General features: G+C 69.6%; 19 protein-coding genes and 2 pseudogenes. 8 read left to right on the top strand and 13 right to left on the bottom strand.

Annotation, left to right across the window (positions count from 1 at the left end):
* Positions 1-8 precede the first annotated feature (8 nt).
* Positions 9-1,529: a serine hydrolase domain-containing protein gene (locus ABZS51_RS21410; protein ID WP_355443626.1), complete on the bottom strand. Its 1,521-nt coding sequence runs from the start codon at positions 1,527-1,529 to the stop codon at positions 9-11.
* Positions 1,530-1,765: 236 nt separating this feature from the next.
* On the opposite strand from ABZS51_RS21410, the gene ABZS51_RS21405 reads away from it, so the two are divergent.
* On the top strand, positions 1,766-2,968 hold the full coding sequence (locus tag ABZS51_RS21405) for a helix-turn-helix domain-containing protein (protein ID WP_355443624.1): 1,203 nt from the start codon (positions 1,766-1,768) through the stop codon (positions 2,966-2,968).
* Positions 2,969-3,637: 669 nt separating this feature from the next.
* Here the strand turns inward: ABZS51_RS21405 and ABZS51_RS21400 are convergent.
* From ABZS51_RS21400 to ABZS51_RS21390, 3 genes are all read right to left on the bottom strand, one after another.
* A complete protein-coding gene (locus tag ABZS51_RS21400; protein WP_355443622.1) occupies positions 3,638-4,579 on the bottom strand; it encodes a site-specific integrase in 942 nt (313 codons plus the stop codon).
* Between the two features lie 508 nt (positions 4,580-5,087).
* Positions 5,088-6,308, bottom strand: a complete 1,221-nt coding sequence (locus tag ABZS51_RS21395; RefSeq protein WP_355443620.1) for an MFS transporter — start codon at positions 6,306-6,308, stop codon at positions 5,088-5,090.
* The gene (locus ABZS51_RS21390; protein WP_355443617.1) at positions 6,305-6,649 is read right to left on the bottom strand and encodes a VOC family protein; all 345 of its coding nucleotides are present in this window, start codon (positions 6,647-6,649) and stop codon (positions 6,305-6,307) included. The genes ABZS51_RS21395 and ABZS51_RS21390 overlap by 4 nt, the downstream gene beginning before the upstream one ends.
* Before the next feature lie 58 nt (positions 6,650-6,707).
* Here ABZS51_RS21390 and ABZS51_RS21385 point away from each other — a divergent pair, with 58 nt between their 5' ends.
* A complete protein-coding gene (locus ABZS51_RS21385) occupies positions 6,708-7,172 on the top strand; it encodes a MarR family transcriptional regulator (RefSeq protein WP_355443614.1) in 465 nt (154 codons plus the stop codon).
* Between the two features lie 410 nt (positions 7,173-7,582).
* Here the strand turns inward: ABZS51_RS21385 and ABZS51_RS21380 are convergent, their stop codons facing one another.
* The 6 genes from ABZS51_RS21380 to ABZS51_RS21355 all read right to left on the bottom strand — a co-directional run bounded on the left by ABZS51_RS21380 (position 7,583) and on the right by ABZS51_RS21355 (position 16,592).
* Complete coding sequence (locus ABZS51_RS21380) at positions 7,583-8,782, bottom strand: FAD-dependent oxidoreductase (RefSeq protein ID WP_355443611.1); 1,200 nt, start codon at positions 8,780-8,782, stop codon at positions 7,583-7,585.
* Positions 8,779-8,976 (bottom strand): ferredoxin, encoded by a 198-nt coding sequence (locus ABZS51_RS21375; RefSeq protein ID WP_355443608.1) that lies wholly within the window; start codon positions 8,974-8,976, stop codon positions 8,779-8,781. The genes ABZS51_RS21380 and ABZS51_RS21375 overlap by 4 nt, the downstream gene beginning before the upstream one ends.
* Before the next feature lie 19 nt (positions 8,977-8,995).
* Positions 8,996-10,210, bottom strand: coding sequence for a cytochrome P450 (locus tag ABZS51_RS21370; protein ID WP_355443605.1), 1,215 nt, complete (start codon positions 10,208-10,210; stop codon positions 8,996-8,998).
* A 72-nt stretch (positions 10,211-10,282) separates the two neighbouring features.
* The gene (locus ABZS51_RS21365; protein WP_355443602.1) at positions 10,283-11,704 is read right to left on the bottom strand and encodes an MFS transporter; all 1,422 of its coding nucleotides are present in this window, start codon (positions 11,702-11,704) and stop codon (positions 10,283-10,285) included.
* A gap of 583 nt (positions 11,705-12,287) precedes the next feature.
* Positions 12,288-15,485 carry a Tn3 family transposase gene (locus ABZS51_RS21360; RefSeq protein ID WP_355443766.1) on the bottom strand — a complete coding sequence of 1,066 codons (3,198 nt, stop codon included), beginning with the start codon at positions 15,483-15,485 and terminating at the stop codon, positions 12,288-12,290.
* Between the two features lie 288 nt (positions 15,486-15,773).
* Positions 15,774-16,592 carry a helix-turn-helix transcriptional regulator gene (locus ABZS51_RS21355; RefSeq protein WP_355443600.1) on the bottom strand — a complete coding sequence of 273 codons (819 nt, stop codon included), beginning with the start codon at positions 16,590-16,592 and terminating at the stop codon, positions 15,774-15,776.
* 161 nt (positions 16,593-16,753) lie between these two features.
* Here ABZS51_RS21355 and ABZS51_RS21350 point away from each other — a divergent pair, with 161 nt between their 5' ends.
* From ABZS51_RS21350 to ABZS51_RS21325, 6 genes and pseudogenes are all read left to right on the top strand, one after another.
* Positions 16,754-17,479: an alpha/beta fold hydrolase gene (locus tag ABZS51_RS21350; protein ID WP_355443597.1), complete on the top strand. Its 726-nt coding sequence runs from the start codon at positions 16,754-16,756 to the stop codon at positions 17,477-17,479.
* 160 nt (positions 17,480-17,639) lie between these two features.
* Positions 17,640-18,599, top strand: a complete 960-nt coding sequence (locus ABZS51_RS21345; protein WP_355443594.1) for an acyltransferase domain-containing protein — start codon at positions 17,640-17,642, stop codon at positions 18,597-18,599.
* Between the two features lie 104 nt (positions 18,600-18,703).
* Positions 18,704-19,903, top strand: a complete 1,200-nt coding sequence (locus tag ABZS51_RS21340; RefSeq protein ID WP_355443590.1) for an FAD-dependent oxidoreductase — start codon at positions 18,704-18,706, stop codon at positions 19,901-19,903.
* The gene (gene sigJ, locus ABZS51_RS21335; RefSeq protein ID WP_355443587.1) at positions 19,900-20,793 is read left to right on the top strand and encodes an RNA polymerase sigma factor SigJ; all 894 of its coding nucleotides are present in this window, start codon (positions 19,900-19,902) and stop codon (positions 20,791-20,793) included. Before ABZS51_RS21340 ends, sigJ begins: the two co-directional genes overlap by 4 nt.
* Before the next feature lie 154 nt (positions 20,794-20,947).
* Positions 20,948-22,534, top strand: a pseudogene (locus tag ABZS51_RS21330) (FAD-dependent monooxygenase).
* A gap of 227 nt (positions 22,535-22,761) precedes the next feature.
* Positions 22,762-23,076 (top strand): hypothetical protein, encoded by a 315-nt coding sequence (locus tag ABZS51_RS21325; RefSeq protein WP_355443584.1) that lies wholly within the window; start codon positions 22,762-22,764, stop codon positions 23,074-23,076.
* A 28-nt stretch (positions 23,077-23,104) separates the two neighbouring features.
* On the opposite strand, the gene ABZS51_RS21320 is transcribed toward ABZS51_RS21325, so the two are convergent.
* The 3 genes and pseudogenes from ABZS51_RS21320 to ABZS51_RS21310 form a co-directional block, all read right to left on the bottom strand.
* Positions 23,105-24,394 carry an MFS transporter gene (locus ABZS51_RS21320; RefSeq protein ID WP_355443581.1) on the bottom strand — a complete coding sequence of 430 codons (1,290 nt, stop codon included), beginning with the start codon at positions 24,392-24,394 and terminating at the stop codon, positions 23,105-23,107.
* Between the two features lie 11 nt (positions 24,395-24,405).
* Entirely contained in the window at positions 24,406-24,960 is a 555-nt protein-coding gene (locus ABZS51_RS21315; RefSeq protein WP_355443578.1) for a helix-turn-helix domain-containing protein, read from the bottom strand.
* 73 nt (positions 24,961-25,033) lie between these two features.
* A pseudogene (locus tag ABZS51_RS21310) lies at positions 25,034-25,406 on the bottom strand (hypothetical protein); the annotation flags it as partial.

The following is a 25,406-nucleotide window of genomic DNA, read 5'->3' as shown; positions in this document are numbered from 1 at the left end:
CGCTGTTGTCAGTTCGTGGTCCGGCCGTCGCGGAACACCGCGTCGACGAGCCGCTGCGTCGCCTGCTGGAACGCCGCCGCCTTGGACAGGTCGGCGTCGTCCACGTAGGTCACCGAGGCCGTCATCGTCTTGCCGCCATCGGGCGTGCTGTACATCAGCGCCGCGGAGCCCGCCATGCCGCCGTTGTGGTGGTAGATGTAGCCGCTGTTGTCGCCCAGGTCCTGCTCGAAGATCCCCAGGCCGTAGCCGATCTTCGGGTCCGGCTTGCGCATCTCGGCCAGCAGTTCGGCGGGCAGCAGCCGGCCGCCGTTCAGCGCGGCGAAGAACGTGTGCAGGTCCTGGGTGGTCGAGATCATGTCGCCGCCGGCGGAGATCCACGAGGGATTCTGGCTGGTGACGTCCACCGTGTGCTCCCGGCCACCGTCCTCATACCGGTAGTAGGCGTGGGCGTGCGGCCCGGTGATCTCCGTCGAGGTGCCCGGCGCCTCGGTGCCCGTCATCCCGAGCGGGTTCAGGATCAGCCGCCGCAGCTCCTCGGCGAACGAGCGGCCCGTGACCCGCTCGATCACCAGCCTGGCCAGCACGTAGTTGGTGTTGGAGTAGCTCCAGTCCGTGCCCGGCTCGAACCGCGCCGGCTTGGACAGCGCCAGCCGGACCAGCTCTTCGGGCTGGTGGGTGCGGAACCGGCCGTCCACCCATTCCTTGCCCGACCACGCGATCCCCGGCGCGAACGTCCCGTCCTCGTAGTACTCGCCGGTGAAGTTGAAGACCCCGCTGGTGTGCTGCAGCACCATCCGTACGGTGATCCGCTCGTCCAGCCCGAACTCGGGCAGATAGCCGTCCACCGGGCTGTCCAGCCCGATCTTGCCCTCGGCCACCAACTGCAGCACCAGCGTCGCGACGAACGCCTTGGTGGCGCTGCCGACCCGGAACCGCCCATCCGCCGGCGGCCGCTCCGACGAACCCAGCTCGCGCACCCCGGCGGTGCCGACCCACTCACCGCGCTCGTCGTTCACCCGCAGCTGCATTCCCGTGATACCGGAGTCCACGATCTCCTCGATGATCTTCTGCAGCTCCGGGCGAACCTGCCCGGCTACGGTGTTCGCCGCGCTCACCTCGGGCGTGGCCGAGGCGGCGTCGAGGGCTGCGCTGATCTTGCGGGCCATCTCGGTCATGGTGGGGCTGGGCTCCTTCTGGGTGGACGCTTCGATGGCGACCAGGACGGTGCGGCGGAAGTTGTCGGCCTCGGCCGGGGCCTGCTGCCCCAGCAGGCTCATGGAGGCGGTCAGGGCAGGCAGCACCTGGTCGGCCAGTTCGGCCACGGTCTTGCCGTACTTCACGCCCTTGGGCGCCTTGGCCAGCACGTGCCCGACCAGGCCGGTCGCGGAGGTCAGGGCGATGGAGCCCTCGGTGGCGGCCTTGTGCGCCGAACCGGCGGCACCGGCTGCCGACATCAGCGAGACGGCGCCCCAGGCGGCGGTGCGCAGGGTGAGCTGGTCCTGGTCGGTGAGGGCGAGGGTGAGGGACATGGCGGTGCTCCTTCGGGTTGCTTCTGGCTTGTCGGCGACGAGGTCCGTTGGCGACGACAGGAACGTTACGGCCGTTGCCAAAGCTTTGGCAAGTATTTGCCAAATGAAATTGCCAGATCTGTGGCGTACGGGCATCTGCACTGGCAATAACTTGTCTAGAGGGAGGCAAATGAGCTAGCCTCGGGCGTGACCCTCCGGACGTCGGACGACGTCAACCGCTACCCGGGAGTTCGGACATGCTCGAACAACCAGTCTTCGGCCGCCGACTCAGGCAGCTGAGGACCGAACGCGGCCTGACGCTCGCCGCCCTCGCGGGCGAGGGCATGTCCACCGGATACCTGTCCCGGCTGGAGTCAGGGGCGCGTCAGCCCACCGAACGGGCCATCACGCACCTGGCCACACAGCTCGGCATCAGCCCCACCGAACTCACCCAGTCCACCGCCACCTCTCTGGCCCAGAGCCTGACCCTGGCCACCGGCCTGAGCCAGGACGAAGGCGGCCAGACCCTCAGCGACGCCCTGAAAACCTCCGGCGGGGAGGACCCCCTGCTGCGCTGGCAGGCCCTCTGGCAAGTCGCCGAATGGCGTCAGTGGCGTCAGGAGTACGCCGAGCAGCGGAAATGCCTCGACGAGCTGGCCGCGCTCAGCGCGCAGATCGGGCTACCCGAGCTGCAGTCCAGAGTGCTGGCCGCACTGTCGCGCTGCATGCGCAGCACCGGAGAGATCGTCGGCGCCGTCGATGCCGCAACACACGCCTACGAGCTGGCCGAACGCGAAGCCCTGCCCGCCCGCGTGCGTGCCTCCACACTGCTGGCCCTGGTGTCGGCGCTGGCCGAGGCCGGACGACTGCCCGACGCCGCCCGGCACGCCGACGAACTGCTCACGCTGGCGGACCAGGTCTCGGGAGCGCTGCGGGCCCAAGCCGTGTGGACCGTGGCCAACATCCGGGTCCGCCAAGGCGACCTCGACACCGGCGCGGAGCTGATGAACCAGGCCATCGACGGCTTCGACGGCCGTGACGACCTGACGCTCTGGATGCGCCTGCGCCTCGGCGCGGCCCGGCTCGACCTCAGGGCCGATCCGCCCAGAACGGAGTCCGCCCGGCGGCGTGTCACAGAAGTCCAGGCCGCGTTGCCGTTCGCGGGCGCCCCCACCATCGAGCAGCAACTGCTGGCCGTGCGCGCCCGGATCGCCGTCCTCACCGGCGACCTCGACGAGGCCCGCACGGTCCTGGACCGGCTGACCGGCTTCGACGACCTGCTCACCTACCAGGAGCGGATGCGGCTCGACGTCCTGCGCAACCGTGTCCTGCTCCTGGAGGGCGAGCAGGACACGGCGCTCGCCGGGCTGCGCAAGCTCGCCGAGCAGGCCCAGCAGGGCGGCAACATGGACCTGGCCGCGGACATCTGGCGACTCGTCGCCGAATCCCTGACCAAGTAGGGGTGCTGGTAAGGATCAAGCCACACGGCCCAAAGTGGACGGTGCGTATCCGGGAGCTCCCGGGCGGCTTGACATGAAAGCAGTCAGCGAGGAACGCGACCTGCGAGAACGCCCGATCCAGCGTTGTCGAGCCGCCGGCGCCTGACTCATCCCCGAATGCCCGGACCGAAACCGCCCTCGGCGGGTCGCACAGTCGCAGACCGTGGCCTGCGGCGATGCCGCTCGTTTGGGCCGTGTGGCGCGATTCTTACCGAGGCCAGGACCACGTCCACAGTCGGCCCCTTCGCACGACGCGAAGGGGCCGTTTCCGTGTCAATAGGCGCCACCGCAGGTCGGGGCCATGCTCACGGCGCCGAGCTCGGTGGTGACGAGATGGCCGCATCCACCACCATGATCGGGCAAGGTTCAGCTCACGTCATCCACGTCAAGGACAGAGACTCAAGCGCTCCAGACAACGAACCCCAGCCGGGTGGCACCGCTCTTGTTGGGGGCCAGCCCACATAAGCCCAAAACCCACACTGGGATGATCTTGAGGCGAGCGGCTCGCTCGTCGGAGGAGACGGCATTGGCGCGGCAAGGGGTTGATGCAGGGAGGCAGACCAAGTGGAGGCTAGACCAAGTACGAGAGAAAGGGGCAGTGTCCTCGGCTCGCCTAGGAGAAGTCGCTGATCAGTGGGTACGGCGGCGGGGTGCCAGGACCTCGGTGACCTTGGCGATGGCTTCGGCGCCGGGTTTGACGTAGCGCAGGGCGGTACGGGGGTTCTTGTGCCGGGTCTTGCCCATGATGAGCTGTAGCGGGATCTCGGCGTCGCCGAGGTGGGTGGCGGCGCTGTGGCGCAGCTGGTGCAGGTCGAGCCCGGCGTACTTGTCCAGCAGGACGCGGGCGCGGTCGTAGCCGAGGCGGGCGCGGCCGGTGTGCGGGCAGATGTCGGCGGCCGCCGGGCGGCGAGCGGGGACCGGGCGGCGTTCGGACAGGAATAGCGGACCGTGCGTGCGCGTGCTGCCGTCCGGTAGGCGCAGTAGCCGGGGCAGCAGGTGGGCGGTGCCGCGGTCCCAGTACACCCACTCGGTGGCGCCGCCTTTCGAGCGGACGGGGGCGCGGCTGTGCTCCAGGTCGAGGTCCTCGACGTTCAGCGCCAGGATCTCGGAGGCCCGGGCGGCGGTCTCATAGAGTATCCGCCACAGCGCCCGCTCCCGCAGGGGGATGTCGCGGCGCGACAGCAGCCGGTGGATGGTGGTTTTCGCGACCGCGCGGGTCTCGTCGGCGCTCTCCTTGCGGCGTTCGGCGTCAGCCGGGACCGACGGGGCGGCCCAGTGCTTCTTGGCGTGGCACCAGGACAGCCAGGAGGCGATGGCGGCGCGGTTGCGATTCCAGGTCGCCGGCGCGCTGGCGCCCCACAGCTCGGTGAGCGCGGTGCCGATCTCGGCGTCGGAGATCTCGGCGAGCGGCCGGTCGCGGCCGAGCAGGGCGATGACGCGGTCGATGGCCGAGGCGTAGGCGCGGTGGGTGTTGGCGTTGGCCGTGCGCGAAGTGGCCAGGAAGGCGTCGGCCGCCGCGGCGAGCGTGACGCCCCCACCCCGTAGCGCGGTGACCTTCGGGGCGGCGCTCATGCCGGCCGCTGCGGGACGGCTGTGGCGATGTACCGGATAACGTGCCGGAGTCGCGCACCGCCCCGGCGGAGGGTTGTCCTGGTCGCCGCGTCGCGATGATCGCTCATGTACGTGATATTAGACGATTATCACGTACATGAAGGGAATTCCACGGACGGGCTCGCCGACGCGTGAGGCGGCATGGGTTTTCTACTCGGTGTGCTCGACTGCGGCTTTCGGGAGTGCGAGCATCACGAGCGCCGTGATCTCATGAGGGAGACGGGCGTGAAGGGTGGAGGGAATGAGCTGGTGTTCCGCGAGTGGATCCTCAATCGGAACACCAGCCCCCGCGCAACCTGGCTCGGGTCACTCCGAGTTCAACGCGGCGGGGACCGTGTGATACCCGATGCCGCGCTTGCGTTGTAGTGCATGGTTCGACAGACCTGACCGGGCATCGCGCCGGATCGCGGCGAGCAGTTCCACCCTGGTGGTCTTATCCATTGGCGTTTTGGACAGCCCATTGGCTGCGTCAGCGGCGGCTCTCGGCTGCCCTGAGCGAGGCCTTCGCCGTGTCGGTTCTCCCCTCGGCGAGGGTGATGGTGGTGGCGAGCAATGCCAGGACGGCAGCGGGAACGCCGAGCACGGTGACCGACAGCCAGTCTTGAGCCAGACCGCCAAGTCCACCACCCATCGCAACTCCGAGGTAGATCGCGGAGGAGTTGAGGCCAAGGAGAACTGGTGCCGAGGCGGGTGCAAGGGTCACCAGCCGGTGTTGCTGCACGACGGAGACCATTCCGTCGGTTGTGCCCCAGATCGCGGCCCATACGCACGCGACAACCAGGTGGCTGACTGCGAGTGGGCTGATTGCGAGCAGCGCAGTGCCGCCGGCGAGTGCTGCGAGCGCGATCCCGCGTCCCGGAAGGTTGTCGGCGAGATGGCCGGCGAGGAAGTTGCCGGCCAGGACCCCGACGCCCCAGACGAACAGGATCATGGTCATGGCCTGGGGAAAGGATCCGGCCGTGGCGCCCGCGGTCACGGCTCCGATGTAGGTGTAGACGGTGTAATGTCCGGCCATCACCAGCAGGGTCACGACCAGAATGGTGAGCACCTTGGGCTGGCGCAGCGGTGCCAGGCGGGCCGTCAGACTTGTCGCCGGGAGCGCAACCTTGGGCAACGCTACCGAGATGCCGATCGCGGCGACGACGCCCAGGGCCGCGACGGCCCAGAGCGTGAGGCGCCAGTCGACGCTGCCGATCAAGTTGCCGAGAGGCATGCCCAGCGCGGTTGACAAGGTCAGCCCACCGATGACCAGCGCCATGGCACGTCCCCGCCGTTCGGCAGGCGTGATCGCGACAGCCGCGCTCGACGCGGTGGCCGTGATGGTGGCCGCCCCGACTGCGGTGAGAATCCGGGCCAGCCACGCCAGCAGGTAGGTCGGGCTGAGTGCGGTCATGACGTTGCCGACGACGAACACGATCAGCGCCAGTTGCAAGGCCTTGCGACGATCCAGTGGGCTCAGCAGCCAGCCCAGTACCGGCGCGGCGACAGCCAGCGTCAGCGCGAACACGGTCACCAGCTGGCCAGCGGCCGGCAGACCTACCTCAAGGTCGGCGGCGATGGCCGGCAGCAGACCGGCTATCACGAACGCGTCGGTGCCGACCGCGAAGGCGGCCAGCGCCAGCGGAAGTAGCGGACCCAGGCGGGGACCGGACCCCTTCTGCCCTGACCCGGTGATCTCGGTGCGATTCAACCGGGGTTACCTGCCTGCTGGGACAGGCTGAACTCCACACCCTGATCATCCTTGCAGTGGGCGTAGGCACCAGACGGGATATTGACCGGATCTTCTGCCGTGCCACCGAGTTCGCGCACCCGGGCGACAGCGGCGGTGATGTCGTCGACGGCGAAGAAGATGCGCGGGTGTCGTGACGAGTCATCGTGCGGCGCTCCGCCCATAGGCTCGGGCCCCTGGATCATCGAGTAACCCGGGAAGTTGCCCTCATAGAACGTCCAGCCGAACAGCGAGCCCCAGAACCGCTGGGTTGCTTCGATGTCCCTGCTCGGCAGCTCAAAGTAGGTGACCTGCCCACTCATAGCCTATCCCTTCTGTATGTCAGTGCTTCTGACATACAAGCTATGTCATACTCCTGACATGACGCAAGAAGAGGCCGTTGGCGACCTTGACCAGTCGGTGGGCTACGTCCTCAAGCAGGTGCAAGCCTCACTGCACACCGCGATGGATGAAGTGCTGCGTCCACTGGGTCTCACCGTTGCCCAATACGCATGCCTCGAACTGCTCGGCCAGCATCCGGGACTGTCCAACTCCGAACTCGCCCGCCGCGCCTTCGTCACGCGCCAGTCGATGAACGTCGTCCTTCGCCGGCTACAAGAGCGGGGCCTGCTCACCCGGCCTGCTCACGCCGCTCACGGGCGTGCACTGCCAACCGAGCTCACCCGAGCCGGACAATCGACGCTGCGCGAGGCCAGTGCCGCCGTGCGCGCCGTCGAACGGCAGATCTTCGCGCCGTTGTCGCAGGAGCGGCAGCGCCGGCTACGCGAGGACCTCGCCTCCTGCGCAGCCTCTGCGATCGCAAACCAGCCCGTCACACAGCCCTGAGAACCAGAACGTCACGCACCCGGTGTCGAAACTCGCCGACACGCCCCGCCCCGGATCTCGGGGGTGTCGAAGCCGACCGGCATTCGGTGTCGCACGGCACCGACACAGCCAACCAGGCCCTCGCCGCCGCGTGGGCCGCAGCATCTTCCCTGTGACCAAGGTCGGCTTCGGAGGACAGCGGTATAGCCAACAGCGCCACCGCGAGTAACAAGAGGATGAGTGGGCGCCGTGGCCCGCGATAATGATCCTTTCCGCTCGATCCGTGACACCGCTGCCCGCTGGAAACGGGACAGTCCTCGATGTCATCCAGGATTGTCCCGTTGATTTCTGCGAGACGGAGCCGGTGACAGGACGCGCCGTATCCCGCCTTTCAAACCCAGCCGGGCAGAGGTGCTCGGTGGCGGCCGTGGTTATGTGGTCGAAGCTTGTCGGAGGGTCTGCCGCCAGGGGGCCCGCTCGGCGACGTAGCGGCGCAAGAGCCGGGCCTGCCGCGGGAGGTTCCAGGTCACGGCACCGATGACATGGCCGTCGGCGCCGTACAGGGCGGCGAAGCGGCCGGTGGCAGGATCGTCGGTGACGATCTGGAACTGGGCGTCAGGGCCGGTCACGCCGTAGGCTTGGATCCTCACGTCGTATTGGTCGGTCCAGAAATAGGGAACGGGCGCGAACGGAGTGTCTGCCCCCAGGAGTGTTCCGGCGGCGGCGATGGCCTGCTCGGTGGCATTCATCCGATGCTCGACGCGCATGCGCCCGAGGTGAGGATGGTGCCAGGAGGCGACGTCACCCGCGGCAACGACGCCGGGGACGGCCTGGCACGTGTGATCGCATTCCACACCATCGCTCACAACCAGTCCGCTGTCGGCCAGCCAGCCGACTGAGGGCATCGCGCCGATGGCGAGGACCACCAGGTCGGCCGGGACGTGAGCCCCGTCGTCCAGGTCCACGCCGGTGACCCGCCCGTCGCGGCCGGTCAGCGCGGTGACCGCGGCGCCACAGCGCAGATCCACGCCTTGCCGGGTGTGCAGTTCGCCGCACCGCCGCGCCACGTGCTCGCCGAACTGGCGGGTCATCGGCGCCGGCGACGGATCGACCAAGGTGACGTTCCGGCCGGACTGCTGGGCCACGGCGGCGACCTCCGAACCGAGGAGGCCGGCACCGACGATGACCACTGAGCCGGCGGTGCGCAGCCCTGCCCGCAGGGCAAGGGCGTCGTCGAGGGTGCGGAGCACATGCACGCCGATGAGCTCGTGCCCGGCGGGCAGGCGGCGCGGCGTGACCCCTGTGGCGATCACCAACCCGTCGTAGGCGAGCGCGCTGCCGTCCGAGAGGGTGATGGTGCGCGCCGCGGTATCGAGGGCCATGGCGGTGACGCCCAGCCGCCAGTCCGCTGTCAGGGTGGTGAGCGCGTCGTGGCGGCGCAGCGCCACACGGTCGGCACCCCATGCGCCGCGCAAGCTCTGTTTGGACAGCGGCGGCCGATCGTAGGGCGGCCGCCGCTCCTCGCCGACCAAGGTCAACGAGCCAGTGAACCCGTGCCAGCGCAAGGTCTCGGCGGCGGTCAGACCGGCCGCCGAGGCCCCCACGACCACGATGCGGGACAGCCGGCTCACGGTGTGGTCAGCCTGATCGCCAGGGCAGGGCAGATACGTGCGGCCTCTCGGACGTCGTCCTGCAGCCCGGGTTCCGGGTGGTCATGAAGCAGCAGGACGATGCCGTCGGTGTCGCGCTGGTCGAACACGCCGGGGGCGATGAGGACGCATTGCCCCGAACCGGTGCAGGCGTCCTGGTCAACGGTGACTTTCATGCGGTTCTCCTTCGGTGGTCTACCAGGTGACGGGCAGTTCGCGAACGCCGTAGAAGACGGCCTGGTGCTTGAACGTCAGATCTTCCAGCGGTACGGCCAGGGCCAGCGTGGGGATGCGCCGGAAGAGGGTGCCGAAGACGACCTGCAGTTCGACCCGGGCCAGGGGCTGGCCCAGGCATTGGTGGGCGCCGTAGCCGAAGGCGACGTGGTGGCGGGCCTGGCGGCGGACGTCGAGACGGTCGGGGGCGGGGAAGGCCGACGGGTCCCGGTTGGCGATGCTTTTGACGACGATGATGCCTTCGCCCTTGCGGATCAGGTGCCCGCCGATTTGGAGATCCTCCCGCGCGACGCGGCGCGCTTCGGTGTGGGTGATGGACAGGTAGCGCAGGAGTTCTTCGACGGCGTTGGCGACCAGGGCAGGATCGCCGTCGCGGACGGCGGCGAGTTGGCCGGGGTGCGCGAGCAGCGCGGCCGTGCCCAGGGCGATCATGTTGGCGGTGGTGTCGTGCCCGGCCACCAGCAGGAGCTGGCCCATCGTGGAGATCTCCCGCCGGGTCATCGCGCCGGTCCTGTACTGCTCGACGGCCAGCCTGCTGAGCACGTCGTCGCCGGGCTCGGCGTTCTTCCTTTCGACGAGGTCGTCCAGGTAGACGTTCAGCTCCTCGCTGGCGGTCATGGCCTGTGCCGGGTCGCCCTCGTCCATGACGAGCGCGCCGGCCACGCGCTGGAAGAAGGCACGATCGACGTAGGGCACACCCAGCAGCTCGCAGATCACCAGCGTCGGAACGGGAAGCGCGAGCGCCTCGACCAGGTCGGCCGGATTCGGGCCGGCCAGCAGATCGTCGATGAGCTCATCGACGATCTGCTGGATCCGGGGCCGCAGCACCTCCATCTTTTTGATCATGAAATCAGAGGTCATGAGCCGCCTATGTGCGGTGTGCTCGGGGGCGTCCATCTGCATCAGCGTCTTCATCTGCGCATCGCGGGCCTTGCTCACCGCGTTGGTGTGCGGGAAGCCGGGCTGGGAGACGTCGACGCTGACACGCGGGTCGGCGAGCACAGCGCGGGCATCCGCGTAGCGGGTGATCATCCATGGGGTGCTGCCGTCCCACAGCCTCACGCGCGAGATCGGCGCTTCCTCCATGCGGTGGCCCAACTCCGGCGCCGGATCGAACGGACAGCGCGCCGCACGGGCCATAGGGAACAGGTTGGGCTCTGACAGGGCGTCGGTCATGGGATCTCCTTGCGTCGAATGGGTGAGGGAAGCCGGGCGTATATTTCGTGCGGTCCCGAGCCAGGCAGCCGGTCATTGGCCTGAGGGGAACGGAGTCTGACCGTCACGGCTCGTGCGGTTCGCGGCATAGGCGGTGAGGGCGCCGAGTCCGCAGATGATCGCGATTCCGAACAGCACGTGGCGTGCCGCGTCGAGCATCGAGGCGCCGGCCATGTTGACCAGGGCCCCGGCCACCGCCGTGCCGAACGCGATCGACAGGCTCGTCACGGTGGCGATCCCCGCCGCTGCCCGTCCGCCCTCCTCGGGGTCCTGCGTGCTGGACATCGCGGCCACGGACAGGTGCGGGTAGGCGAGGCCGATCCCCGCCCCTGCGGCGAACAGCACCGGCACCCAGACGATCACCAGCAAGATCGGCGTGTTCTCACGTTGCAGCAGCCCCTGGACGAGCAGGCCGAGAGCAAGCAGCGCCGGCCCGAGCACACGGAGCCGGTGCACCGCGCGGTCCCCGCTCACCGAGGAACTGCCGATCTGGGTCACCGACCAGCCGAGCGAGATGGCCGCGGCGAAGAATCCCGCCACCAGAGGTGGCAGCCCGGCCAGCCGCTGGCCGAACAGCGGAAGGAACGACTCGACGGCGACGCCGAAGGACAGCAGTCCCAGCGTCAGGTAGACCCACTTCAACGACGAACCCCTTTGGTACGTCGTACGCGGGAAAACCCGCAACGCGCTGCGCCGCTCATGGACGACGAACCCCGCCGCCAGCAGCAGCGCCATCCCGATGCCGGCAGCCTTGGCCGACGTGCCGGCCACGACGCCCGCCACGCTCACCGCCCCGGCAGCGGCCGTCAGCAGCAGCAGCGACCCGGCCGGGATCGGCACCCGACCGCTGCTGCGTTCGCTACGCGGAAGCACACGAGGCACCATCGCGCCGCACACCGCCCCGATCACCGCCATCGCCGCGAACGCCAGCCGCCACGAGCCGAACTGGGCGAACAGGCCACCGATCGCCGGACCAGCGAAGTTGCCGACGCCGTACATCGCCGACATCAGCGCGGTGCCGCGCGTCCAGAGCCGGGCTGGCAGCGCCGATCGGATGACGGCGAACCCGAGCCCGGACAGCAGTCCGGCCCCGAGTCCCTGGACGCCCCGGGAGACCAGGAGCACCGCCATCGCCGGGCTTACCGCGCAGACCAGCGAGCCCACGGTGAACGTGGCAAAGCCGAAGAGGTAGGCGCCAACGTTCCCCCATCGGGACAGGAACCGGCCGGTGAGCATTGTCGCGATCACCATGGCGACGAGGTAGACCGTCATGTTCCAGGCGTAGAAACTCGTGCCGCCGAGCTCGGACACTGCGGTCGGCAGCAGGCTCGCCGCCAAATAGATGTTGATCGCACCGACGAGCACCCCGCCGGCCAGCACGATCGCCGCGCCGAGATGCTCACGGCCCAGCAACTCCCGCCACGCGGGCGGGGCGGAGGGCGTGGTGGCGCTCATGCGCTCACCTCCACGATTCGTTGAGGGCGCATTGCGGGCTCCCTGGGTTCGGAGTCGCCCGCCATGGCCGGGAGCCGGCCTGCGTGTCGATCGGGTCCCGGCGCAGCATCGGGACGAAGGCCTTGTTGGCGGGATCCGCACCGCCGGGCTGTTCGTGGTCGTAAGAACTCATGACTTCAAGGCTGTCGTTAACCTGTTCCCGGAGACTTTCCACCACCTGTCGCGGACGGAGCTGGGCCGATAGCTGGGAAAGCCTCAAGCCTCGGTGGAAGCTTGCCCCCACTCGGGGTCGCTGGAGTACCGGGGGATTCGGGCGGGTCGAAGTGATCGGCATTTGGTGTCGTGCGGCACCGGCACAGCCAACTAGGTCCCTCGCCGCCGCGTGGGAGGGCGGCGTCTTCACCGTGACCAGGTTCGACCGGTTCGCCCGCAACATGGCCGAGGCCAACGAGATCCTCACCGGCCTGCCCAGCGCTCCGTCCGCCGGTCATATCAGCCGCTACCAACACCTTGTCTGGCGTCGCCCCACACCGATCGACAAGACCATCGAGATGGAACCCTTCCAGCCCGCAACGTGGTCTTACTACGCCGCCTCGGCCAGGGTGGTGAAGTCGATCTCGGGCAGGTCGGGGTCGAAGTCGTCGGGGCGCAGCCGCAGCACGTCGGTGGCGTACAGGCCGAACCGGCTGATGTGCGTCGTCAGGTAGGGCGACAGCTGCGCGACGTCCTCGGCGCTGATCTCCCAGCCCTCGACAAGGAGCCGGCGCATCACCGCCATCATGTCCAGCGCCGTATGGAAGATCACACAGTTCGCCAGGAGAGAGTTGAATTTGATCATCTTCTCCTGCTCAGCCGGGTCGTTGTCGGCTATGACGCCGTCGTTGCCGAACCGCAGCCAGGCAGAGAACCCGTTGAACCCCTCGACCTTGTTGGTGACCGCAGTGATACGCCTGCGCAGCGCCGGGTCGGCCAAGAAACGCAGCAGCGCCACGGTGCGCACACTCCGGCCGACCTCCCGGAACGCCTTATAGATCTCGTTCTTGCGCGAGTGGGAGCCGAGCCGGCGCAGCAGCGTCACGGAGTTGAGCTTGCCCTCGCGGATGGAGATCGCCACCCGCATAAGGTCGGGCCACATCTTCTTCACCAGCTCCCAGTCGATCACGTTCCGGGCGCCGCTCTCGCTGCGGAACAAGGAGTCGATGTGGTGATAGACGACCTGGTCGGCGTGCTGGAAGAAGGTCAGGCCCTTCCAGTTGCGGATGCGCGGCATCAGATCGAACCCGAACAGGTGCGCGAGGGTGAAGACGGGGAAGGACTGGCCCTGCGTATCGGCGTGCACGGTCTTGGGCTGGACCTCGGAGGCGTTGGCGAGCAGCCCGTCGATGATGTAGATCGCCTCCCACGCCCCACAGGGAACAAATCGGGAGAAAAGCGCAATATAGTTATCCGATACATAATGGTAGGCAATGCCACCAAAACCCCCATATCGGATCGAGGTCTCGGCCAGCAGGTTGTCGATGTAGGTGTCGACCTGCGTGCCGTCGGTGCCCACGCTGCTGCCATCGCCCCATGCCTTGACTACGTCCAGCTGAGCGAAGGCGTTGACCACGTCGGTGATCGCCTTGTTCAGCTTGGCCAGGCTGATGTGCCGGTTCTTGGCCAGCGAGATCTCATGCGCGGTGATCCCCTCGATATGACGGGCCGCCTCGGCCGGGCCCATGTTCGACCCGCACGCGAACGTCGTCAGCACGTAGCGGTCCTGCGGCTTCTTCAGCTTCGGGTCATGGCCGGACGCGGGCCCGAAATGCCGGTGCCAGCCCAGCCAGTACGCGGTGCGCGAGACGATCTCGATCAGCGTGCGCTCGGGCATCCGCGCCTTGATCTCCGCCCCCAGCTTGGCCGCGGTCGCGGTGGTGCCGACGCCGGCCAGCCGCTTGAGCGTCGGGGTGCCGTCCTTGGCGAACGTCAGGTCCTCGTTGTCGGCATAGCCGGCGTCCACGTGCTCGGCGGCCTGGCGGTGGCGCTCCTTCAGCTCGGCCACGAACTCAGCCGCGCTCGCCGGCAGGCCCGCCTCGGCGCAGTAGGCCGCCAGCAGGGGCCGGCACTGATCGAAGGTCAGCAGATGGGAGCTCCAGTCGCCGTACTCCGCCGCCCCGGCCACCGCGATGTCGCCGGTGCGTAGCTCCTCGGCCAGGTAGGCGAACACCATGGCCTCGAAGTGCCGTTTGACCAGCATGCCCGGATGCTTGCGGTCCCGGATCGCGCGCAGCCAGTTGGCCGAGGCGAACCCCAGATCCAGGCCGCGGCCATCCGCGCCGCGAGCGGGGATGAAGTCGCGGGTCTTGCCCCAGTAGGCGAGGGCATGATCCAAGGCATCCAGCACGCTGCGGTCGGCGGAGGTTGCCTTGAACCTCAACACGGCGGCAAGGGCGAGCATGGTGGGCCGGTCAGCCTTGAAGAACTGCTGGATGAGCAGCTCGTAGTTGTCGTGCTGATAGGCCGTCACCTCCTCGATGTCGGCCAACTGCGCGCTCGCACCGCCGGCCCGCTCCACCACCTGGCGGACCGATCCCATCCCCGCCGCCTGCATCCGCACGGCCTTGACCAGCACCTCGACCGCGGCCTCCAGACCGGCCCGCTGATCCGGCTGCGTGGTATCCCCGCCCGCCGTACTGGTGGCCTCGGTGCCCGCGTCACCAGCGGAGCCGGTAAGCGCGGTCAGGGCCATCATCACCATCTGCGCGGCCGCGGACTCGGCGGCCTCCACCGGCCCGCCCGGCACCAGGCCCTGCAGCACCCCCCTGTAGGTGAAGATCAAGCTCTCCACCACCTGCCGCTGCCGCAGGTGGATCTCCTCCAGTTTGGCCTTGGCCTTCTTGGCGGTGGCCGACATGCGCTTGCACAACATCTCGGCGAGATCATCACGCGCCCGTGCCTGGGCGGTGTGCACCAGGCACACCAGCAACGCGACCCGCTTGGCGTCGACGGTATAGGTCCGGGCCAGCACGTCGGCGTCGGCCGCGTCGGCCTCCCCGGCGAAATCGGCGATCTTCGAGGCGGCGATGCCCTCCAGCACCGCCTCGGTGTCGCACAATCCCTCCACCCACGCCAGGTGAGCGGCCTGCTCCTTGAACTTCGACCAGCTCGCCCGCCGCGCCGGCTTCTTCAACCGGTCCAGATCACTCTTACCGCCAGGCCCGACCACCAGCAACGCCTCGATCCGGGCACGGTCCTGGGCGCCCAGCCGCCGCCAGATGGTCTGGAAGATCTGCCCGTTGACCTGACCGCGGATCGTCGACTCCATGGCATCCAGCGTCGAGAACGCCGGCAGCTCCAACCGCGCCTGCGCCAGCCGCTCCAACGCCACGTTGATCAGATCCGGCGGATGGTTCTTCACCCACGCCGCCCGGGTCATCGCCTTGGCCGCGAGCTTTCGAGCCTTGCCCGGCGCGTACGCCACGCCCTCCCGGCGCCGCACCAGCACCCGATGCGACTCCGCCGTACGCGGCGAGGCATACACCGGGGCCACGTCCTCGCCCAGCTCCAGGCACCGTCGTACGTGCTCCACCACCACAGGCGGCACCTCGCGGGCCTTGGCGAAACGACCCAGCCGCTGAAAACACTTCAGCGCGAGCGTCAACGCCAGCAGGTGCTCATCGGTGTCGGTCTTCTCCCGCGCCCACGCCATCTCCTCCTGCGAGGGGGAGTAGAAGAGGTACAACTCGCGCGTCATCATCAAGCGCGGGAACACCCGATACGCGGTCCGCTCGACCGACGTCACCGCACGTGCCTCCCGGCTCAACCCGCCAACGGACGAGACACACCGTAGCGAGACGAACACGCACACAACAGACGAAGAAGATCACAGCTTCATCAAACCCACCCGCTCACCTTTCAAGATCATCTCAATGTGGGTTTCGGGCTTATGTGGGCTGACCCCCTTGTTCGCCAGCAGATCGACCTCGGCCTCATCGAGCGTCCAGCACCCGATGAGGTCCTCCAGCTCCCACGCATTCCTCGGCCGTTCCCCGTGCTGGGCCACCGGCCGGGTGGCTCAGCACGGGCGGGGTCATGTCCGCACGATGGACGCGAGGAGCGCCACCTTGTCGGCACTGTCGGTGCCGGGGTCCGGGTGGAGGACGACGAGCGTCTGGCCGGTCGCGCCGCTGACGCCCAGTCTCTCCCGGTTCAGCCACAGGCCGCCGACCTGGGGGTGGTCGATGCGCTTGGGTGTGCCTTCGCACGTGTTCACGTCGTGGCGGGCCCAGAGCCTGCTGAATCGAGGGCTGGCGAGGGCGAGCTCGCCGACGAGTTCGATGAAGCGGGGGTCGTCCGTGTCGATGCCGACGGACTCGCGGAAGCCGGCGACCATGCCCTGGGCGGCGTCCTCCCAGTCCGGGTAAAGGGCCTGCTCGGCGGGGTCGAGGAACACGTCCCGCAGGCGGTTGCCCCCCGCCACGAGTCGCGGCGACAGAGCGGTCGCCAGCGCGTTCGCGGCGAGGACGTCGAAGTAGCGGCCCTCCACGTACGCGGGCAGCGGAAGCGTGGCGACGAGCTTGGCGACGCCCGGAGGGACGGTCTGCTTCCGGGGCCGCCGTCTCCGCCGGGGTCTTCCCGCGCCGAGGCGCAGCAGGTAGGCCGTCGCGTCGTCGTCGAGCTGCAGCACGCGGGCGAGGGAATCGAGGACCTGCGCGGAGGGGTTGCGGTCGCGGCCCTGCTCCAGGCGCAGGTAGTAGTCGGCGCTGATGCCGGCGAGCATCGCGACCTCCTCGCGGCGCAGGCCCGGCACGCGCCGTACGCCGACGGAGGGGATGCCGGCCTGGTCAGGAGTGACGAGCTCCCGGCGGGCGCGTACGTATTCGCCCAGCAGGTTGACTTCGTCGCTCATGTCCCCACTGTAATTCGCGGACCTTCGTGCGTGCCTGGTCCTGTGACCCCCAGGATCGCGGGGGCTCTGGCTCCGTCAGCGGGTGAGCGGAAACCTCACTTCGGGGACGAACACCGTCGAAATCGGCCGGTGGTTCCCTTCCGCGAGCAAGGAGCTACACCATGTCGACATATTTGCTGGTACACGGGGCCTGGCACAGCGGGCACTGCTGGGAGCGGGTGGTCCCGTTGCTGGCATCGGCGGGGCATCGGGGGGTCGCGCCGTCGCTGACCGGCTTCGGCGACAAGGCGCATCTGCTCGGCCCCGAAGTAGGGCTGGACACGCACGTCGACGACATCGTCAGGCTGATCACCGACGAGGACCTCACCGACGTGATCCTGGTGGGCCACAGCTACGCCGGGCTGGTCATCTCGTCCGCCGCCAACCGCATCCCGGATCGGATCGCCCAGCTGGTCTATCTCGACGCGATGGTCCCGGAGGACGGCGAGAGCGCGGTGGATGTGCATCCCGTGACCCAGGCCCTCATCGACCGCGCCGCCGAGTCCGAGATCGCCTGGCGGATCCCGCCGATGCCCGAGTTGCCCCCGCCCCTGGGCCTGTTCGGGGTCACCGACCCGGCGGACGTGGCGTGGCTGCGGGCGATGTTGTCGGATCAGCCGGTGCTCTGCCTCCGGCAACCGGTCCGACTGGACAACCCGCTCGTGCGCACGATTCCGCGGACGCACATTCACTGCGTCGCCGGCGTACCGGAGGGCATCGAGCGGCGGCCCGTCCCGGCGATACAGCCCAACGGCAGCCCGGCACAGGTGTGGGAACTGGAGACGGGCCACGACTGCATGATCACCATGCCGGCGGAGCTCACGGAGCTGCTGCTCAAGCTCGGCTGACCTGCTCGGTCGAGCTGACCCGCTCGGTCGAGGGGCGTCCCGGGGCGCAGCTCCCGGTTCCTGCGATCTCGCAACGCCGGAGCGGTGATCTCACCCGTCGTGGATCGCGCCGAAGAGAGCAGGAGATCAACGAGGACCCGAGGTGAGTAGGATCGTCCGCGTGGATCTGGATGACGTGGATCTGGACGACACCGCCGCCCGGCTCGGGGTACCCGTCGAGGACGTCGACCGCGTGCACCGGCTCGCCGGCGACCGGCCGTCCGCTCCGCTGCCCGCCAAGGCCGACGCGCCCGCGATCCTCGACCGGCTCGCGGTGCGGCCCAACGACGCCGCCGAGATCATGGCGGGCTGGCCCGACCCCGGCTCCCCCCTGTGGACTCCGGAGTTGCGCTGGCTGCTCGACCGCTCGATCGCCCTGGTCCGCGCCGATCTCGGGGGTCACGGCTGGCTGTCACCCGGTCCGGAGCTGCCGCGCGAACGTGGCCCCGCCTGGCGGCATCTCTACGTGTACGCGTACCTGGCCCTGGTCGACGTCGTCACGGGGTACCACCGCGACCACGGCATCGCCGATGCCGCGTCGTGGGCGACCCTCGCGGACCTGGGCCGCAACCTCGCGATCGACCGGCGGATGCGCCGCGAAGGCTGGCCGGTCATGCAGAGCTGGCTGACGCTGCACGCGCGCGGCGGCGTCTACGAGCTGGGCCGGCTGCAGTATCAGCGCGGCGGCACCGCCATCGACCTGCACATCCCCGAGTCGGGGCCGATGACCCCGGAGGCGGTCGCGGCGTCGCTCGACGAGGCCCGCGCGTTCTTCCCGCGCCACTTTCCCGACGAGCGCTACACGGCGTTCTCCTGCGGCTCGTGGCTGCTCGACCCGCAGCTGCTGGAGTACCTGCCCGATCACTCCAACATCGTCCGGTTCCAGCGGAGGTTCGAGCTGGAGCCCTACGAGGAGCCGGAAGGGCTGGACGCCGACGTGGAGGTGCTGCGGTTCGTGTTCCGCACCCTGACCACGCCGCTCGACCAGCTCCCGCGCCGCACCGTGCTCCAGCGCGCGATCATCGACCACCTGAAGGCCGGCCGCCACTGGCACTGGCGCCGCGGCCGCTTCCCGACCTAGCCGGCCCGGCTCTGCCGCGTGCACGTGCTCCGCGCTCCTGAGTGAAGTGACGCACCTCACGTCGCGTCCTGTCACACCGCTGCGATCCCCGGTGTCCTGAGGGCATGACCGAACACAACACATTCCACAAGGTCGTGGTCATCGGTGGCGGTTACGCCGGAACGCTGGCGGCCAACCGTCTGCGGATGCGCGACGACGTCGACGTCACTCTGGTCAATCCGCGCCCGGAGTTCGTCGAACGCATCCGGCTGCACCAGTTCGTGGCCCGTACCGGCGACGTCACGATTGACTACGCCACGCTGCTCGGCGAGGGCATCCACCTGGTCGTCGACAGCGCAACTCGCATCGACACCGCCGCCCGCACCGTGCGGCTGGCGTCGGGCCGCGCGCTGGACTACGACTACCTCGTCTACGCCGTCGGCAGCACCGGCGCGGTCCCCTCGGTGCCGGGCGCGGCCGAATTCGCTTGGTCCATCGCGGAATGGGAGTCCGCGCAGCGGCTGCGCGCCAGGCTGGAGGAGCTGCCCCTCGACGCTCCGGTCACCGTGGTCGGCGGCGGGCTGACCGGCGTCGAGACGGCCGCCGAGCTGGCCGAACAAGGGCGCAAGGTCACGTTGGTGTGTGGCCGGACCCTGGCGCCCTACCTGAGCGCAGGGGGGCGCCGATACGTCGCCACATGGCTGACCCGCCATGGTGTCGCCGTGCTCGAGGGCGGCGCGGTGACCGAGGTCCGGCCGGACGCGGTCGTCCTGGCCGACGGTTCTGCCGACAGCGTGGTACGTCCGAGCGCACTGACTGTCTGGACGGCCGGGTTCGGCCTGCCGGAGCTGGCGGCGGCGAGCGGACTGCGCACCGACACGCTCGGCCGGCTGCTCACCGACGAGACGCTGACCAGCATCGACGACAACCGCATCGTCGCGGCCGGCGACGCCGCCGCACCGTCGGGCCAGCCGCTGCGGATGAGCGGCTACGCCGCGGGGCCGCTCGGGGCGCAGGCCGCCGACACCGTGCTGAGCCGCATCGCGGGGACCGAACCGGCGGTGATCAACCTGGCCTTCACGGGCGCGTGCGTCAGCCTCGGCCGGCACGCCGGCATCAGACAGATAGCCGGTAAGGATGACACCGCGGTGAACATCTACATCCCCGGCCGCATGGGCGCGATAATCAAGGAAGTGACCTGCAAATTCGTGGTGTCGAAGAGGATCCGCGGCGAGGCGCGCAAGCCCGGTTCCATGAGCTGGCCCAAGGGTGGTCCGCGCCCCGGACAGCCGGCCTCCGCCGCGCGGGCGGCCACCTCCCCGTGAGCGCCGACGAGCATGCCGAGCGATTCACCGTGTTGCGGCCGCTGCTGTTCACCATCGTGTACGAGATCCTCGGCTCGGCGACCGAATCCGACGACGTGCTGCAGGAGAGCTATCTGCGGTGGGCCAAGGTGGATCTCGCGGCGGTGCGGGACACCAAGTCGTATCTGGCGCGGCTGGTGACCCGTCAGGCGCTCAACGCCTTGCGGGCGAGCACGCGCCGTCGCGAGGAGTACATCGGCTCCTGGCTGCCCGAGCCGCTGCTGCTGGAGGAGAACGACGCGTCGGCCGATGTGGTGCTCGCCGAGTCGGTGTCGATGGCGATGCTCGTGCTGCTCGAAACGCTCACCCCCGATGAGCGCGCGGTGTTCGTGCTGCGCGAGGTGTTCGGGTTCGACTACGACGAGATCGCTGCAGCGGTGAGCAGGTCCGTGGTGACGGTGCGCCAGATGGCGCACCGCGCCCGCGGGCACGTACAGGCGCGGCGTAGACGTTTCGACCCCGTCGACGCTGGGACGACCACACGGGTCACCGAGCAGTTCATGTCCGCGGCGGCGACCGGTGACATGGCGGGGCTGCTCTCGCTGCTCGCGCCGGACGCCACGTGGACCGCCGACAGCGGCGGCAAGGTCACCGCGGCGCGCCAGCCGGTGGTGGGCGCGGAGAAGGTGGCCGCCCTTGTCATGGAACTGTTCCGCGTGGGGCGGTTGCCGGACTCGCGGATCGAGATGGTCAACTGCAACAACGCGCCCGCGATGGCCGCCTACGACGGCGATCACCTGGTAGGCGTCTGCCTGTTCGAGGTCGGCGACGGGAAGATCACCAACTTCTACGTCATCCGCAACCCGGACAAACTCCTCGCGCTGACGGTTCCGCGTCGGATCAGCCGGTAGGAGCCGGCAAGCCGCAGCGCAGCAGGTCGCGATCGCGCGTGTCTGGCGCAAGCGGAGTCGCCGCTGCAGATGCGGCGCGGCAGGTGACACGTCCTGTGGCGATCGACGAACGCGTCTCCGCCCCTTTGCGTGTGTCGACCCATTCGACTGAAGGATGACCAAGGAGTTGACCATGACCGATACACAGGTAGTGATCGCCGGAGCGGGGCCGACCGGGCTGATGCTCGCGTGCGAGCTGGGGCTCGCCGGGATCGATGTGCTGGTGCTCGAGCGTCTCCCGGAGCCTCGAACGGTGGAATCGCGGGCCGGAGGCCTGCACATCCGCACGATGGAGGTGCTCGACCAGCGGGGTCTGCTCGACGGGTTCCTCGAGCGCGGACGGCCGCGGCAGGACGTGCACTTCTCCGGGCTCGGTATCGACCTGTCCGACATGGCGACGCGATATCCGTACGCTCTTCTCATCTTGCAGGCCGAGGTGGAACGGCTGCTGGAGGAGCGCGCGGCGCAGTTGGGGGTACGGCTGCGCCGCGACGCCGAGGTGACGGGGCTCACCCAGGACGGAACGGGTGTCACGGTGGAGCTCGCGGACGGGTCGCGCGTCCGGGCGGACTACCTCGTCGGCTGCGACGGGGGCCGCAGCACCGTGCGCGGGCTCGCCGGCATCGGGTTCCCCGGCACCCCGGCCACGATGACCGCGATGCTCGGCGACGTCGAGCTCGCCGAGCCGCCCGCGGCCGACATCTTCCAGGAGCGGCGCGAGCACGGCAGATTCTCGGTGCTGTCGTACGGTCCGGGCTGGTACCGGGTGCTGACCAACGAGTTCGATCACGTCGCCGGCCGGGACGAACCGATGACCCTGGAGACCCTCCGCAAGGCCATGCTCAAGATCGCCGGTACGGACTACGGCATGCACTCACCGCGCTGGCTCTCCCGGCACGGCGACGCGGCCCGCCAGGCCGACCGTTACCGCGTGGGCCGGGTTCTCCTGGCCGGCGACGCCGCCCACATCCATTTCCCGGCGGGCGGCCAGGGCCTGAACACCGGCGTGCAGGACGCGGTAAACCTCGGCTGGAAGCTCGCCGCCGTCGTCCGCGGCCACGCCCCGGAACCGCTGCTCGACACCTACCACGCCGAACGCCACCCGGTCGCCGCCCGCGTCCTGCACAACACCCGCGCCCAGACCGCCCTCTGGCGGGTGGACGACCACACCTCTGCTCTACGCCAGACGCTGGACGACCTCATCGGCATCGACGAGGTACGACTGCGCCTGGCGGGCATGATCACGGCAACCGACCTCCGGTACCCGATGGAGGGGACCGATGACCTTCTCGGCCGCCGGATCCCGGATCTCGACCTCGACCGCGGCCGCGGCCGCGTCTACGAACTCCTGCACCGCGCCCAAGCGGTTCTGCTGGATCTCGGCGGTCTCCCATCGCTCGACACCGTCGTGACCGGCTGGGCGGACTGAGTCGATGTCGTTCGCGCCCGTCCCGCCGAGGGCTCCGATCTGGGCGCGGACGCCGTACTCATCCGTCCCGACGGACATGTCGCCTGGGTCACCCGCGTCGGCGAGCGGCCAGACCTCGACGCGCTCCGGACCGCCCTCACGACGTGGCTCGGCCCGGCCGGCCTTCAGCCGCGTCCACGTGCCTCCCGCGACGGCCTCGGCCACGACGGCGAGCAGGCTCGCCAGCGCCGCCTCCACCGGCTCCGGGGCGCGGGCGACCAGCCGGGGCGGTGAGACGGTCACGTCGAGCATCAGCGGGAAGTCGCAGGTGAGGTCGGCGAGTTCGGCGCGAGCGGCGGGGTTGAGGCCGTCAGGGTGCGGGCTGGAGACCGGCTCGGCGTTGTTCTCGGCGATCAGCGCGCGTAGTCCCTCACGGATCCGTTCGGCACGGTCGGGCTGCTCGGCGTTCACCACCGTGTCGGCCGCATGAGACCTCGGGTGCGCGACCACGTCGCCGGCTGTTGCGGGGTTGCGAACTCGTCGCCGTCCCGGCGGCGGGTGTCGTTGAACTCCTCGATCACGCGTACGGCGGCGCCGCGCGTGGCAAGTACCGGGTGGCCGAGGCTGCGCAGGCGCTCCACCAGATCCTGGCCGCCGACGCGCTCAAACCCTGGCAATACCGGTCGTGGGTCTTCATCCGTGATCCCGACGTCGCCGCCAAGGCCACCCGTGCGCTGGACCTCTACCAACGCATCTGGGACGGCCGGCCGTTCGCCGACGACGGTGAAGGCCGTCGCCCGGCGGGGCAACGGCCTTCACCGTCCCGATGCGGGTAGAGGTGTTGTGACCTGCAAGCGATGACCGTCAGCTGGGTGTGGTTCGCGCAACGATCTCTTTGGCGGGGTCCTGGTCGGCCGGGTCGGCTTGCAGGCGCGCGCTGCGCAGTGCGGTCTCGACGCGGCGGTTGCTGGTCATGGTCGCGGTGACGGCGGTCATCGTGAGCAGGAGGCCGGCGGCGGCGTAGAGCGGGGTGCGCAGGTCGTAGGTGGTGGCCAGCCAGCCGCCGACGAAGGCGCCGAAGGGGGCGGCGCACATGGCGAGCATGCGGGAGGTGGAGGCGACGCGGCCCATCAGGTGGGCCGGGACGATGGCCTGCCGGAGGGAGGGGCCGAGCACCATCGTGGCGCCCATGCCCGCCCCGCAGACGGCGAGCGCGAGCCCGGCCACGTACGGGTTCGCGGCGGAGGCGAGTCCCAGGATGGCGAGGCCCTCGATTGTGGCGGTGCAGGTCAGCGCGGCGCCGGTGCCCAGGCGCCGGCCCAGGAGGGAGGCGATGCCCGCGCCGAGCAGGCCGCCGGTGGCCTCGGCGGTGAGGAGCAGGCCGAAGCCGAAGGCGCCGACGCCGAGACGTTCGCGGGCGAACAGGGCCAGGACGGTCTCCACGGCGATGAAGGCGACGTTCCCGACCGCCGGACGGAGCGCGAGCCCGAGCAGCAGCCGGTCCCGGAAGACGTAGGAGGCCCCGGCCCGCGCCTGCCGGAGCAGCGACTCGCGGGCGCTCGCGGCCGGGCGCGGCACGGCGGGCAGCGACCGGACGAGCAGCGCGGACAGCGCGAACGACACCGCGTCGGCGAGCAGCGGAACCGAACGTCCGAGCGCGAGCAGCGCACTGCCCGCAGGTGGCCCGGCGAAGCCGGACGCTGCGGTCTGGGCGCCGCGCAGGCGAGCGTTGGCGCGCTCCAGCTGGGCGGGGTCGCGGCCGAGCAGATCCGGCAGGTACGCCGTGGCGGCCGTGTCGAAGAACAGCCCGCCGAGGGCGAGCAGGAACGCGAGGGCCGCCAGCAGCGGGATGCTCAGCACGTCGAGCGCCGCCGCCACAGCGGGTATGGCGAGCAGCACCGCACGCGCGGCGTCCGTGACCCACATCGTGCGGCGGCGGTCCCAGCGGTCCACCAGCGCACCGCCGAGCACTCCGAACAGCAGCCAGGGCAGCGTCCCGGCAGCCGTGACGACGGCCAGCGCCATCGGATCCCGGGTCAACGTCAATGCCAGCAGCGGCAGCGCGGCATGCGTCACGCCGTCGCCGAGCGAGGACACCGTCTGCGCGGTCCACACTCGCCCGAAGCCGGCCGGCAGCTTCGCTACATCGTTCACTGGATCTGGGGTCATTCGGCGTCCTCCTCGACCTGCTGGCGCGGAGCCGGCCGGAACAGCGCGAAGATCAACGACACGTCAGGAAGCGATGGATCAGACAGCGCCCGGTACTCATCCGCCAGTGCCTCCAGGCGCGCCCCCAGCTCCGTGAACTGCTCCGCGGTGAGTCGCAGATGTGCCATGCGTACGTGCCGCTCACCATCCGCCGGCGACGCCTCCAGGTCCGCCACCGCGTTCCGCAGCAGCACGTCCGGCTGCCCCGGCCCTGGATCCGGCAGCTCGATCGACCGCGCGGCCATCGCGTAGTACCGCTCGGTGACCCCTCTCACCTTCCGCGTCCGTACCACCTTCACCAGGCCGGCCCGCTCCAGCAGCCGCACGTGATAGCTGGAACTCCCCTTCGCAAGGCCCACCCGTTGGGCGATCTGCGTGATCGTCGCCGGCTCGAAGCGGAGCATGGCCATGATCCGGTGACGCGTGAGATTGGAGACGGCGCGTAGTTGCTCGTCAGTGGTGACGTGAAACGTCTCGGGGAGATCATCGGTAGACACGCGAACAATGGTCAACGATTCTTGACCATTTGCGCAAGGGTTCTGGGCCGAGCAATATGGCGCTTTCCCCCGCGCCGGGGGGTCGCCCTCACCTGCCGCGCAGCTCCGCCGCCACCGCCCGCTCCCGCAGCTCCGCCGCCTCGGCCCGGACAGCCTCCAACTGCGCCCGTACGTCGTCCAACCGCGCCCGCTCCAGCCGCAGCTCCACCCGCAACTCGTCACGCTCGCCGGCCAGGGTGTCGACCCGTTCCCGCTCGGCCGCCACAGCCTCGGCGCGCCGCGCCGACTCCCTCTCGGCCACCGCGGACGCCTCCCGACGTGCCGCCTCCAGGCTCTCGGTCACGGCGGCGAGCTCGCTCTCGGCCCGCTCGCGCTCCCGCCGGGCCTCCGCCGCCTCCCACCGGAGCGCTCCGGTTCCGACCTGCGGATGCTGCCGGGCGGCGTCTCCCAGACCACCCACG

Source organism: Nonomuraea sp. NPDC005501, assembly GCF_040605905.1.
Classification (GTDB): Bacteria; Actinomycetota; Actinomycetes; order Streptosporangiales; family Streptosporangiaceae; genus Nonomuraea.
This window is presented reverse-complemented; position numbering and strand designations above follow the sequence as displayed.

Excerpts from the sequence above, each read along its gene's own strand:
- ABZS51_RS21405 (WP_355443624.1), top strand. The coding sequence starts at position 1,766 with ATGCTCGAACAACCAGTCTTCGGCCGCCGACTCAGGCAGCTGAGGACC.
- ABZS51_RS21400 (WP_355443622.1), bottom strand. The coding sequence starts at position 4,579 with ATGAGCGCCGCCCCGAAGGTCACCGCGCTACGGGGTGGGGGCGTCACG.
- ABZS51_RS21390 (WP_355443617.1), bottom strand. The coding sequence starts at position 6,649 with ATGAGTGGGCAGGTCACCTACTTTGAGCTGCCGAGCAGGGACATCGAA.
- ABZS51_RS21385 (WP_355443614.1), top strand. The coding sequence starts at position 6,708 with ATGACGCAAGAAGAGGCCGTTGGCGACCTTGACCAGTCGGTGGGCTAC.
- ABZS51_RS21355 (WP_355443600.1), bottom strand. The coding sequence starts at position 16,592 with ATGAGCGACGAAGTCAACCTGCTGGGCGAATACGTACGCGCCCGCCGG.
- ABZS51_RS21365 (WP_355443602.1), bottom strand. The coding sequence starts at position 11,704 with ATGAGCGCCACCACGCCCTCCGCCCCGCCCGCGTGGCGGGAGTTGCTG.
- ABZS51_RS21370 (WP_355443605.1), bottom strand. The coding sequence starts at position 10,210 with ATGACCGACGCCCTGTCAGAGCCCAACCTGTTCCCTATGGCCCGTGCG.
- ABZS51_RS21340 (WP_355443590.1), top strand. The coding sequence starts at position 18,704 with ATGACCGAACACAACACATTCCACAAGGTCGTGGTCATCGGTGGCGGT.
- ABZS51_RS21350 (WP_355443597.1), top strand. The coding sequence starts at position 16,754 with ATGTCGACATATTTGCTGGTACACGGGGCCTGGCACAGCGGGCACTGC.
- ABZS51_RS21410 (WP_355443626.1), bottom strand. The coding sequence starts at position 1,529 with ATGTCCCTCACCCTCGCCCTCACCGACCAGGACCAGCTCACCCTGCGC.
- ABZS51_RS21375 (WP_355443608.1), bottom strand. The coding sequence starts at position 8,976 with ATGAAAGTCACCGTTGACCAGGACGCCTGCACCGGTTCGGGGCAATGC.